We start from the raw sequence: 12,136 nt of genomic DNA on the forward strand, positions 1-12,136 counted from the left end.
CGGCTACAGTGTTGGTAATTCAAAACAGTCACCGGGGCTGGCAACCTGATAACCGGCGTCAGCCAATTGTTCTCCAGCTGCCTGATCGGCATAGTGATACAACACCAGTCTCTGACGGACCGCGTCGGTATATTCCCGCGCCAGATCATCCAGCCCGGTATGGGATGGATTGGCGATCAGACCACAGTCATGAAAAATCCGTTCGCCACCGCAGAGGCAATGATGCAGGGTTTCCGGAATTGGCCGGGTGTCGCCGCTATAAAAGAAACAACCAGGCAGATGCAGTGACCAGGCCGAGCCCGGCGCATGATGGCGCGCCGGATACACCGTGAAGGTTTTGCCTGCCCATTCAAAACTGCTGCTGACCGGAATCAACTGGAAGGATTGCCAGAAATTATGACCGCCTTCGGCCATGGCACCGGGATAGGTCGCCAGCCGCTGGTGTAGGATGGCAATGACCTGCAAGGGCACAAACATCGGAATCGGTGGCAGTTGTTGCAGTCGTGCCCGTACCGAGAGAATTTCCAGGTCGGCGATATGATCCATGTGAGCGTGTGTCATAAACAACGCCGGTGGCAAACAGCCATAGCGGCGCTGAAAATCTGCCAGTGTGCCGGGGCCACAATCAATCAGCAACAAGGGTTGTTGATCCACCTGCAAGGTTGCTGCGGCGCTGCCCAAAGCCAGATGGCCACCACTGCCGGTGCCATGAAAGAACAGGGATAGAGGCTGGAGTTGTGTTGTCATAGACTGTTTCGAATTGCGCTTTCGCTCAAGCATACACCGAATAGAATCAGGAGAAGGCCATGTGGCGACCAAAATTAATGGCGATTCCGACAGCGGAAGAAGCCTTGCCGGGCCGGGCGACCCCGATGCAAACCGCCAGTCATCACTTTGTGAATGGCAATCGTATTGCTGGTGAACGACCAGAGGGGATGGACGAACTGATTGTGGGAATGGGTTGCTTCTGGGGGGCCGAACGGGCGTTCTGGAGTTTGCCAGGTGTCTATTCAACTTCGGTGGGTTATTGCGCCGGTCATACGCCGAACCCAACTTACGACGAAGTTTGCACCGGGCTGACTGGTCACAACGAAGTGGTACGGATCTGGTATCAGCCACAACAGATCAACCTGGAGCAGTTGCTGAAGGTGTTCTGGGAGCGCCATGATCCGACTCAGGGAATGCGGCAAGGCAACGATGTGGGCACCCAGTATCGCTCCGGTATCTATTTGCCAGACTTCGATCAGCTAACTCGTGCGGCAGTCAGCCGGGATGTCTACCAACAGGCCTTGCAACAGGCTGGCAAGCCGGATATCACCACGGAAATCATGGTGGCACCGGCTTATTACCTGGCGGAAGCCTATCATCAGCAGTATCTGGCCAAGAACCCGAATGGTTATTGTGGCCTCGGTGGTTGTGGTGTTGAGCTGGAAATTTAACAGCTGTTTGATGGCAGCTAACCACTGTTAGATGTTGTGGCTATGCGGCTTGTGTCGCAATCAGGCTGTCAGAAAACTCTGCTAGACTGGTACTTTTTGATTATTTAGGGATGACAGCTGGTGAAAGCTCTGGCGGTATTTCAGCTCAAGGGAGGGGTGGGGAAAACCACCTCCGCTGTGAACCTGGCGGCCCTGGCGGCAGCCGACTCGGTGCGTACTCTGGTGTGGGATCTTGATCCACAGGGTGCCGCGACCTGGTTGTTGGGGGTTGCCGCTGACCAGAAGCAGGACAAGGTCTGGAGTGAAGGGAAGCCTATCGGGCGTTTCATCCAGCATACTCAGTACGATCATCTGGATGTGCTGGCCGCCGACCTGTCGTTACGCAAATTTCACCAAAGCGTCGAGGATAAACGGGCAGCCCGGCAGACCATGGCAGACGCTATCAGTCGCCTGAGTGAAGAATATCAGCTGGTTATTATTGATTGTCCGCCGCTGCTGACGCCCCAGATTGAAGGCGTACTGCAGGCAGTGGATCGTATTCTGGTGCCAATAGAACCATCGATTCTGTCGATCCGTGCCTATGAACAAAGCGTTGAGCATCTCGACTGGCTGAAGAAAAAGCAGTGGATGCCGTTCGTTACCCAGGTTGATCGCCGCAAGGCCGCGCATATTCGGTGGGTGGAAGAAACCGCGCCAACCATTGCCGGGCTGTTACCGGTGCAGATTGGCCATTCAGCCAGTGCCGAACGGATGCTGGAGTTGCAGGCGCCGATCGTTAGTTGCTTGCCGCATGTGCCGCTGTCGCGAGCCTACCGGGAATTGTGGCAGGCTGTTCGGCAGCAGCTGAAGCTTTAACCCTCGTCTGCAAGCGCTGAGTCAGCCCGGTCGGGCGATCGCGTGTAATTCACTGGCACCGGGGTAAACCACGTACATTGCCCAGGCAATGGCGGTGGCGTAGGCCAGGTTGGTTTGTAATTCAATATCCGGGTCGTTGAGGAACTGACGCTGAGATGCCAGTCCTCTGACCAGGCTGGCACGATCCGGATCAAATGCCAGATGTTCATCCCACAAAACGCGGTGCATATTGCGGTTAATGGGGTAAATCGAACAATGGCTATTGTCGGCAGTGGTATCAACTTGTTGCATTTGTGACAAGGCAATCAGGAAGTTTTCTACTGCAATGGAATCGCAACCAAGATATTTCATGGTAGGGCGAATAACACAATCACGAAGCTCATGAGGCGCAAGTTTCATAGCGTCCTCCCGTTATCGAGGTAATTCAGTAATAGCACGCTGGCAATAAACAACCAGTCATATTGACTCAACCAGAATTCTAGCTGATGGATCGTTATTTGCCGCTGTTGCTCTGTAAAAGCATTCAGCAAACAACTTGCCAATATTTATCCTTGTGCTGTGTTCGGTATATTTCAGCAATATGTTCCTTGGGGTTTATATTCGATCCTTTATTGCGATGAAAGCCTGTGAGATCAGGTTAATCGGGTTATTTGGCAGAGCATTCTGGCAAATCCGGGTTCAGTTTGGTGCATGGCGTCAGATCTGGCTTGTGCTGGTTATCCGGTGCTGCGTAACCGGCCCGTTACGTGGCTGAGCGGAATTAGTTAAACTTTGTCTAACTACGGGCTTTTAGATGACAAAATATTCCAATATGCCGGGTTGGATCGATACACACTGCCACTTTGATTTCCCGTTATTTGACCAGGACAGGGATGAAATCTGGCGGCATTGCCGCGACCTAGGGGTGAGACAGCTGATTATTCCGGCGGTCGATCGCCATCAGGGTGAACGACTGGCGGATTTTTGTCGCCCGGAGGGCTGGTGGTTTGCACTGGGACTGCATCCCTGTTTTCTGGCGCGCCATCAGCAGCCAGATCTCGACTGGCTGGATATGGCATTGGGCCAGACGGATGCGATTGCAGTGGGGGAATTCGGCCTGGATTTTCGCAAGGGCCAGACCGCAGAGCTGCGGCAACAGCAGTTGTTCTGGTTTGATGCCCAGTTAGCACTGGCGAAACAGCACGGCTTGCCGGTAATACTGCACGGTGTCGGCGCTCATGACGAAATCACCACACGGATTAAACGGTCGGGATTTACCGGTGGCGGCGTGATTCATGCTTTCAGTGGCAGCCTGCAGCAGGCGCACAATTATCTCGCGCTGGGGGTCCGGTTGGGGCTGGGCGGCTTGTTGTTGTCACCGCGTGCGACCCGCTTGAGGCAAACTGTAACGGCCCTACCGCTCGACAGCTGGTTACTGGAAACCGATGCGCCCGATATGATTCCCACTATCACCTCATTACAGCGTAACACCCCGCAGTTTATTCCTCTGACCGCCGCGGCCTTGGCGGCCATGAAGGAGGTGACAATGGCAGAGTTACAAGAGCAGCAGTGGCAGCTGATTCAGCAGGTTTTTCATCGGTAACTGCTGGTTACATTGTTCCAGCTATCACTCTTAAGTATTATTCATGCTTCGGTGGGAATATTTAAAATCAGAGGATTGTAGTGATTTGTAGTATCAAATTGATTGCCCGAGCAAGCTTGGGCTAGGCTCGGCGACATAACAATTACAATAACCAAACCGGTTACCCCGCCGGTTCAGGACGTCGTATTTAATATGAAATGTATCACTATCTCCCGCGCTGCGATTGCGTCGGTGTTTTCCTTGTTATTGGTAATCAATAACAATTCTCATGGTGAAACAAGGGATGTTAGCCGTCTTGATAATGATTTAACGCCGGTTGGTGCTGAGCGTGCCGGCAATGGCTCGGATATCCCCGCCTGGAGTGGCGGGTTGGCCCAGGATAAAGGGCCGTGGGATACGCCGTTTCATCCTGATCCCTATGGCAGGGAGCAGCCACTGTTCCGTATTGATGCTGGCAATATGCAAAAGCATCTGGACCGCCTTACGTTCGGCCAGCAAAAGCTGTTAAAGGAATTTCCTGATTATTTTATCAATGTATATCCATCCCATCGCAGTGCGTCGTATCCGCAATATGTTTATGACGCCATTCGGGCAAATGCCAATCGGGCGAAACTCTTGCCTTATGGTTCCGGTGTTACCGGTGCGACTATGGCAACGCCGTTTCCAATACCCGACAATGGCCTGGAGGTGCTCTGGAATCATACGCTCAGATTCCGGGGGCTGACGGTGTCCTATGAAGCCGTAAGCTCGCTGGTAACGGCTAATGGCCAGCGTATGGACACCCTGCGCGAATACAATTATTACTTCAAATACAGTGAGCCTGGGCTTGCACCAGGTGATCTCGACAACAAGATATTCCTGCTGACCCGTGAGACGCTGTCACCGCCGCAACATGCTGGTACGCTGACACTGGTGCATGAAACACTGGATCAGATGCGTTCACCGCGCAAGTCGTGGATTTACAGTGCTGATGCCCGTCGTCTGCGACGCACTCCGGATCTGGCTTACGATACGGCAGACCCTAATACCCAGGCGCTACGGACCATTGATCAGGTGGATATGTTTAATGGCGCGCCGGACTATTACGACTGGACGCTGGAAGGCAAAAAGGAAATCTATATTCCCTACAACGCCTATCGGGTACATCAGGGCGATCTGAAGGTCGATGATATTCTGGCGGCCCGTCACCCGGATCCGCAATGGCTGCGTTATGAGCCACACAGGGTATGGGTGCTGGAAGCTAACCTGCGTACCGGTTTCAGTCACAAATACGCCAAGCGTCGCTACTACCTGGATGAGGATTCCTGGCAGATCATCTATGCCGAAGAATACGACGCCAACGGCGAGCTACAGCAGCTGACTGAAGCACATGTGATTAATTATTATGATATCCAGATGGTTTACACCACGCTGGAGGTCACCTACGATTTTCCATCCGGACGCTATTACGCTGAGGGGCTGGATAACGAACGTGGACACCCCCTGAAATTCTTCGATACCGGTCTCTCCGAACGCGATTTTTCCACCAGTGCAGTGCGTCGTCAGGCGAAACGCTGACACTGTTCCTGCAGGCCGCTACACTGCGGCCTGTAACGATTTCTGAAGTAACTATATGACCCTGAACTTTCCCGCCGTTTGGCAGCTTCGCGGGCTGCTGTTGGTTGTTGGCCTGTGGCTGCCGGGCTGGTCGGCGCGAGCGACGCCCGAACTACCGGATGACTTCGTCAATCTGTCCAGTGATGTGCAATCGGTGATTCTGGAGTTTATGTTTTTTCCGGAGCAGGCCAACCAGGTCTGGGGGCAGGATTTACAGGTCTCCAGCGTTTATTCGCTGGTTAAATACCTCGATGACTTCCATACCCAGGTACGGATTGACTTTGATCAGGGACTGATCCGAATTGAAAGTCGCGGCAGCAAAACGCCGATCCAGTCGATGCGTCATGCGGTGGAGGCAACCTTGCTGACACCGGCCAATCCATCGGATGTTGATCTTTATACCGCTGCGGATTTTGGTCTGACCGGCAAGCCGTTTCTGGCGGGCAAGGTAGTGGATCAGGATGGCAAGCCGGTGGAATACGCCTGGCGGGCGCAGCGCTATGCCGATTATTTGCTGGCCCATCGGCTGCAACAATCCGGTGACCGTTATTGGCTGACCATTCCGATGGTGCGACAGTTCAAGCAGGTCAGTGCCCGTCAGTACGGCAGTTATGTCAATGCGGCCGCCAATCGTTATGGTGTTGATCCGTCGCTGATTCTGGCGGTGATTGAAACCGAAAGCAGCTTTAACCCGTTTGCGGTATCGCCAGTGGGAGCTTATGGGCTGATGCAGGTGATGCAGCGGACCGCGGGCAAGGATGTTTACGAAAAGATATATCAACAGTCTGGTCATCCATCTCGCGATGAGCTGTTTCGGCCGGAGCGCAATATTGATATTGGTACCGCCTATCTGTCGATTTTGGGAGATCGTTATCTCAGTGGGATTATCGACCCGCAGAAGCGGCTCTATTGTGTGATTGCCTCTTATAACGGTGGCGCCGGCAATCTGTTCAAAACCTTTAACCGTGACCGCCGCCGCGCCATTGATCGCATCAATGCCATGCCAGCCAGCCAGGTGTACCGCACTATCCTGACTTCTCATCCCAGTGAGGAATCACGTAACTACCTCAAGAAGGTCAGCGCAGCACAAAGTCGTTATGCGGCTGGAGGCTGAGGTATGCCTGCACAGCTACGCCAATGCCTGCAGCAGCTGCCAGGCTGGAACTTTGCGGATCTGAGTGAGACGGAACTGCACTCGTTACGACTGTTGTTGTTGCAGGTGCCGGATGACCAGCTATTTGAGAGCCAGCAAATCACGGAAATGTGGGCCAATATGCCGTATTGGGCATTTGCCTGGGCCGGTGGCCGGGCGCTGGCACAATGGCTCCTGGCCAATCCACAAGCCGTATCTGGTAAGCGGGTTCTTGATGTGGGCTGCGGCTCCGGTATTGCCGGTATTGCCGCCGCGCGCGCCGGAGCGACCGTCTGGGGGATGGATATTGACCTGCTGGCCTTGCAGGCGAGTCAATACAATGCCGCATTGAATGGCGTTGACTGGCGGCCATGGCAAGGGCAGGACTGGAGTGAGATCGACCTGTTTCTGGGCAGTGACCTCTTGTATGACCCCGACTGCCGGCCGTTATTAGCCGAGCTGTGCCGACAGATTCCAGCCGGTTTGCTGGCCGAGCCGATATCAGCCAGTGGTTACCGTCAGGCCGCCATTGGCGACGCCAAGGTACTGGCGACATTTGCCAGTTCAACGCTGCCGGTTATCGGTGATTTTGACGAGTCAGTCACGATAGAAATTGTTGCTGTGGCTGATCATCCGTAAAGGCTTTCTGCTAAGGTGTCGGCAAAAATATCAAGGAGACAGATTATGCGTTTAGCGATTGCAGTGGCGGCCCTGTTGACGGCTTCCCAGGCTCTGGCACTGACCGACAAGGAAATTGATCAGTGGATCACTTCGATGCCCAAGCTGGATCAGTGGATGGAGCAACATCCCAATGTTGCTCCGGAGCAGACCATGCAACCGGGGCAGGGACTGAAAGAAGTTTACCAACAGGGTATCAATGCTCTGAAAAGTGCCGGTTTATACAGCCAGTTTAACAGTCAGGTGATGCAGTACGGGTTTAATTCCGTAGAGCACTGGGCTGAAGTCAGCACCGATATCAGCATGGCCATGCTGGCGCTGGAAAATGACGAACCAGAAGGCGCTCGCGCTCAAATCCAGCAGCAGCTGGCGCAACTGCAACAGCTGCGCAGCAGCAATGCCATGCCAGCTGAACAGCTGGATTCGATGGAGCAGCTGTTAAAATCATCTTTGCAGATTCTGGCTGAAGCGGATCAGGTTCCGACAGATGTGCTGGAAATGGTCAAGCGTCGTAAGGACGATATTGAATCCATAATGGAATAACGACGAACACCCGTAGGGCCAGCTATGCTGGTCGTACGGGTGTTGTTGCAGAGCAGTGAATAACGACTGCGAAGAGCAGTGGCTAGTAAAAGCCGCTGGCTTCCATGGTGGCACCGCTTACAGCGCTGCTCTGGTTGCGCCACTGGCGGCGGAAGGCTGCCGGAGTCTGGCCGGTCCACTGCTTGAACGCCCGCTCAAATCCCCGTCGATCCGAAAATCCCAGTTCATTGGCTAGTTGCTGGACGTCCTTGCTGGTGCGTTTGAGCGCAGCGGCTGCACGAACCAGGCGACAATGTTTGCTCAGTTCAGAGAACTGGCTGCCTTCTTCCTGCAAGCGGCGGGTCAGGGTGCGGGCACTGGTGCCCAGCAGATCCGCTACCGCTTCCTTGGTCATCGGCAAACAGGTTGGCCAGTAATACAGAATATGACGCAGCTTGCGGCTGAATGGCCGTTCGCGGTCTTCTGATTTCCACGGCACTTCCGCGCCTTCCAGCATGCTTTCCAGGAATGGCTGAGCCTGTTTCATCGACTTGTCGAGGTAGTCGCTGGAGAAACTGATCCAGTTGCAGCTTTCACCAAACCGAACCGGTACCGTGAAATAGCGGTCGAGCTGCTCGCGGTAGGCCGGAGCAGGCTGCTGGAAACCAATGCCGGTAATCTTGTAGAAACCATCGCCCAAACGCGAACCAACGTCGTGGATGCCAGCGGCAACCAGTTCGGCACGGGTTTGTTTATTGGTTGGGCTGCCGTCACTGACGTAGAAAACGACCTTGACGGAATGTTGGCCGATAAACACATCGGGTGGATGGCTATCGCTGATCAGGGGGTAATAGCGGCGTAACTGAGACAGGGCATCCCGGCCGGTACGGCACTCGCTGAGGAGATAGGCGAGTAGACGGAAGCGTCTCCAGTCGAGACGGCTGCCAAGCTGCACACCGATGGCGGGAAGCCTCAGTGAATTGCTGGCCTGCTCCAGAATCCGATCGAAAACCGGCACCGGAAACTGTGTCTGGTTATTCCCCCAGTCGTTGGCTAACTCCGGTAATTCTTCGGGGTTGAGGCCACGATCACGCATTAGCGCGAACAGAGGGTGCAATGCAGCCGACGTCAATGTCGGTGTAAGGTAAGCACTCATAAGCAATGTCGTTGTTGTTATTTTTGTTGCATCTAAACCTAACACCACATCTGCCATCAGGCCAGCCCCATCTTGGGCTTTTTATTGTGAATCTTCTGCCTGTCTCTTCTTTTATGTCTCGCTGAATAAATATGCTTGACTTAGAAAATTCTATCCGTATTATACGCAGCCTCTGACGCGGGATGGAGCAGCCTGGTAGCTCGTCGGGCTCATAACCCGAAGGTCGTCGGTTCAAATCCGGCTCCCGCAACCAATTTTTCGTAGTGAAGGTTTAAGTCAGAGTAGCAAGATGATGTCGCGGGATGGAGCAGCCTGGTAGCTCGTCGGGCTCATAACCCGAAGGTCGTCGGTTCAAATCCGGCTCCCGCAACCATTTATAAGAACATCATCGATTTTCAAAGAAACCGGCCTTGAGTCGGTTTTTTTGTGTCTGGAGTTTAGGGGGCTAATTAGCCTCTAGCTTTGTCGGTGTTGTAGGAGGGAATTTATTCCCGATTGCTGCCGTCACGCTCTGTTGCGAACCGCCGACCTACGGCCGTCGAGCTGGGCGCCCCCGTTCAATCCGGCTAACCATTTATAAGAACATCATCGATTTTCAAAGAAACCGGCCTGAGTCGTTCTTTTTGTGTCTGGAGCTTAGGGTGGCCAATGACCTTCTAGCTTTGTCGGTGTTGTAGGAGGGAGTTTATTCCCGATTGCTGCCGTCACGCTCTGTTGCGAACCACCGACCTACGGCCGTCGAGCTGAGCGCCCCCGTTCAATCCGGCTCCCGCAATCATTTATAAGAACATCATCGATTTTCATAGAAACCGGCCTTGAGTCGGTTTTTTGTGTCTGAAATTTGGATTCCCATCATTCCTTCAGACGCCATCACCCTCATTTATGGGGACTATAGCCACCTTTCCATTTTGACCATCGCTCGGTACCCTGAGCAGGTTTTCAAATGAGGTTGGTGTATGTCACGCAGAATTCTGATTACCGGCGGTGCCCGTCGTCTGGGCAAAACCCTGACCGAGCATTATCTGGAGCAAGGCTGGCAGGTGGTTGCTCATTACAACACCCGTAATGAGTTGGCACCGCATCCATCGTTGCGGGTGATTCAGGGCAATCTGGGTGATAACGCCGACACCATTCGGCTGTGTGTCGAGTTGGCCAAAGAAGAGCCATTCGATGTGGTGATTCACAACGCTTCCTGTTTTGCCACCGACAGTTCTGCCGGTTTTACCCCGGCTGAGCAGGCGGCTCATATCAACAAGCATTTGAACGTGCATGTGACAGCACCGATGCTGATTACCCAGGCCTTGACCAATCATTGGCGTGAAGACGCTTCAATGATTGTGATTTCCGACATCTATGTGGAAATTCCTAACGAACGTTTTGCGGCCTACTGTGCCAGCAAGGCGGCGTTGCACAACTGGGGGCTGAGTATGGCGCAGAGACTGGCGGGCAAGGTGCGGGTAAATATGCTGCAACCGGGGCCAATCCAGTTTCTGCCGGATCATGACGAAGCCTATCGTCAACAGGTGTTGTCGCAGTCGCTGATTCGACGCGAACTCGGTTATGGCTCGATTGTGAAGGCCTGTGATTATCTGATTGATAACGATGCAATCACAGGTTCGGCGATGCGGGTTGATGGCGGTCGTTTTGTTGCTAACCGCTACGATCAAACCTTCAGTCTCTGAGTGGTGTGATGTTCAGACGGATCTGAGTGCCAGTTGCGGTTGCCAGCGCTGCAGCGCGGTCTGGTAATAGCTTTCACTCAGTTCGGTTTGCAGGCATGGCTCGGGCTCGTCGGCATAGGCAAGAATGTCGATGTCGATTGGCCGGTCGTGAAATTGGCGTTCTGGCGTTTTGGGTTCTCTTCCCAGGCGTTCTTCCATTTGCAGCAGTTGCTGCTTCAGGTGCTCGGGCGAGAGTGGGCAGGCCGCCAGTATCAGCTGGTTCTTGAACGCGGCATTAAAGCAGGAACCGACGGCGGCGGTGTCGATTACCGGCGAACAGTCCAGTACCTGTAGTTGCTGCTGGAGCAACTGCATGGCCTTGTTGAGGTTACTGGCCGGGTCGATGTTGCTGCCCAGCCCCAGCAAATAGAAGCGCATGGCGGCTCCGCTAATCCCTGAATAAGTTGTACAAGCATGGGAAAGTTGTACAGCGACTGTCAAGTTTGATCTCCTTGGCAAAAGTTGAGGTGAGCGCCCCGGTTTTGTAAAAGCGGTGGGAAATTGATGCTTTGGCAGGGTATAAAGAGCCTCGGGTAGCAGGAGCAATTACCCGCAAGATCCCCTGTGTAAATGGAACCGGATGGAGGTTGCTATGGATTTGGCACTCGCTGGCTTGATGATTGTTATGTTGCTGATGGTATCGACGCCCTTGTGGAGCGCCTCGCCGTCAGTCCCTCCTTTAATGCTCGCCAAAGAATGGCAGCAGTCCTATAACCCGGCAGACTATTTCATCAGCGAAAAACTCGATGGTGTACGCGCTTATTGGACGGGTTCCGAGTTGCGCAGCCGTAGCGGCCTGAAGATTAATGCACCAGCCTGGTTTATTGCTCATTTGCCCAATACGCCGTTGGATGGTGAGCTGTGGGCGGGCCGTAATCGTTTTGAGCAGGTCAGCAGTCTGGTACAGCAAATGGGCGTGCCGGATGATGAAGCCTGGGCAGCGGTCCGCTTTATGGTGTTTGACTTGCCTAGTAACCCGGCAGCTTTCGAGGATCGTTATTGGGTGTTGAAAACCCTGGTGGCAGAGTTGGGGAACCCGTGGGTTCAGGTCGTCAGTCAGCAGGCCGTCAGTAATGATGGTGAGCTGCAGCAACAGTTACAGCAGATGGTCGAGGCGGGTGGTGAAGGTCTGATGCTGAAACGGAGGGCTTCGTTTTATCAGGCCAGTCGCAGTGACGACATGCTGAAGCTCAAAATACATCAGGATGGCGAGGCAATCGTCATCGGCTATGTTGCAGGCAAAGGCAAATATGAAGGCATGACCGGCTCACTGGAAGTCCGGCTCGACAATGGTCGGGTGATGCGGCTGGGCTCAGGCCTGACGGATGACCTGCGCCGTGACCCTCCTGACAAGGGCACACGGGTTACCTATTCCTATAATGGTTATACCAGCAGCGGCCTGCCACGCTTTGCCCGTTTTGAGCGGGTGCGACCGCTGGAATGAGGTCCTGCGCC

13 protein-coding genes and 2 tRNA genes are annotated in these 12,136 nt (G+C 53.9%); 11 read left to right on the forward strand and 4 right to left on the reverse strand.

Annotation, left to right across the window (positions count from 1 at the left end; translation table 11 throughout):
* Positions 1–3: 3 nt before the first annotated feature.
* A complete protein-coding gene (locus K6123_RS09020; RefSeq protein ID WP_221796844.1) occupies positions 4–747 on the reverse strand; it encodes an MBL fold metallo-hydrolase in 744 nt (247 codons plus the stop codon).
* A 59-nt stretch (positions 748–806) separates the two neighbouring features.
* Here K6123_RS09020 and msrA point away from each other — a divergent pair, with 59 nt between their 5' ends.
* Positions 807–1,439: a peptide-methionine (S)-S-oxide reductase MsrA gene (gene msrA / locus K6123_RS09025; protein WP_221796846.1), complete on the forward strand. Its 633-nt coding sequence runs from the start codon at positions 807–809 to the stop codon at positions 1,437–1,439.
* A 120-nt stretch (positions 1,440–1,559) separates the two neighbouring features.
* Positions 1,560–2,294, forward strand: a complete 735-nt coding sequence (locus tag K6123_RS09030) for a ParA family protein (RefSeq protein WP_221796849.1) — start codon at positions 1,560–1,562, stop codon at positions 2,292–2,294.
* A 21-nt stretch (positions 2,295–2,315) separates the two neighbouring features.
* Here the strand turns inward: K6123_RS09030 and K6123_RS09035 are convergent, their stop codons facing one another.
* On the reverse strand, positions 2,316–2,693 hold the full coding sequence (locus K6123_RS09035; RefSeq protein ID WP_221796852.1) for a hypothetical protein: 378 nt from the start codon (positions 2,691–2,693) through the stop codon (positions 2,316–2,318).
* Between the two features lie 412 nt (positions 2,694–3,105).
* Between K6123_RS09035 and K6123_RS09040 the strand changes: the two genes are divergently transcribed.
* The 5 genes from K6123_RS09040 (at position 3,106) to K6123_RS09060 (ending at position 7,825) form a co-directional block, all read left to right on the forward strand.
* The gene (locus tag K6123_RS09040) at positions 3,106–3,876 is read left to right on the forward strand and encodes a TatD family hydrolase (protein ID WP_246624718.1); all 771 of its coding nucleotides are present in this window, start codon (positions 3,106–3,108) and stop codon (positions 3,874–3,876) included.
* Positions 3,877–4,068: 192 nt separating this feature from the next.
* On the forward strand, positions 4,069–5,433 hold the full coding sequence (locus K6123_RS09045; protein WP_221796855.1) for a DUF1329 domain-containing protein: 1,365 nt from the start codon (positions 4,069–4,071) through the stop codon (positions 5,431–5,433).
* A 55-nt stretch (positions 5,434–5,488) separates the two neighbouring features.
* Complete coding sequence (locus K6123_RS09050) at positions 5,489–6,586, forward strand: murein transglycosylase domain-containing protein (protein WP_221796857.1); 1,098 nt, start codon at positions 5,489–5,491, stop codon at positions 6,584–6,586.
* A 3-nt stretch (positions 6,587–6,589) separates the two neighbouring features.
* Positions 6,590–7,243: a class I SAM-dependent methyltransferase gene (locus K6123_RS09055; RefSeq protein ID WP_221796859.1), complete on the forward strand. Its 654-nt coding sequence runs from the start codon at positions 6,590–6,592 to the stop codon at positions 7,241–7,243.
* Positions 7,244–7,288: 45 nt separating this feature from the next.
* Complete coding sequence (locus tag K6123_RS09060; RefSeq protein ID WP_221796861.1) at positions 7,289–7,825, forward strand: hypothetical protein; 537 nt, start codon at positions 7,289–7,291, stop codon at positions 7,823–7,825.
* An 82-nt stretch (positions 7,826–7,907) separates the two neighbouring features.
* Here the strand turns inward: K6123_RS09060 and K6123_RS09065 are convergent, their stop codons facing one another.
* Positions 7,908–8,960, reverse strand: coding sequence for an AraC family transcriptional regulator (locus K6123_RS09065; protein WP_221796864.1), 1,053 nt, complete (start codon positions 8,958–8,960; stop codon positions 7,908–7,910).
* A gap of 176 nt (positions 8,961–9,136) precedes the next feature.
* Here K6123_RS09065 and K6123_RS09070 point away from each other — a divergent pair.
* From K6123_RS09070 to K6123_RS09080, 3 genes are all read left to right on the forward strand, one after another.
* Positions 9,137–9,213: transfer RNA gene (locus tag K6123_RS09070), tRNA-Met, on the forward strand.
* A gap of 43 nt (positions 9,214–9,256) precedes the next feature.
* Positions 9,257–9,333 (forward strand) — tRNA-Met (locus K6123_RS09075).
* 583 nt (positions 9,334–9,916) lie between these two features.
* Positions 9,917–10,642, forward strand: coding sequence for an SDR family NAD(P)-dependent oxidoreductase (locus K6123_RS09080; RefSeq protein WP_221796865.1), 726 nt, complete (start codon positions 9,917–9,919; stop codon positions 10,640–10,642).
* A gap of 12 nt (positions 10,643–10,654) precedes the next feature.
* Here the strand turns inward: K6123_RS09080 and folK are convergent, their stop codons facing one another.
* Positions 10,655–11,059 (reverse strand): 2-amino-4-hydroxy-6-hydroxymethyldihydropteridine diphosphokinase, encoded by a 405-nt coding sequence (folK, locus tag K6123_RS09085; protein ID WP_221796867.1) that lies wholly within the window; start codon positions 11,057–11,059, stop codon positions 10,655–10,657.
* Between the two features lie 214 nt (positions 11,060–11,273).
* On the opposite strand from folK, the gene K6123_RS09090 reads away from it, so the two are divergent.
* Complete coding sequence (locus K6123_RS09090; protein WP_246624688.1) at positions 11,274–12,125, forward strand: DNA ligase; 852 nt, start codon at positions 11,274–11,276, stop codon at positions 12,123–12,125.
* Positions 12,126–12,136: the final 11 nt, after the last annotated feature.

The organism is Oceanobacter mangrovi (assembly GCF_019740315.1).
Taxonomy (GTDB): Bacteria; Pseudomonadota; Gammaproteobacteria; order Pseudomonadales; family Oceanobacteraceae; genus Oceanobacter; species Oceanobacter mangrovi.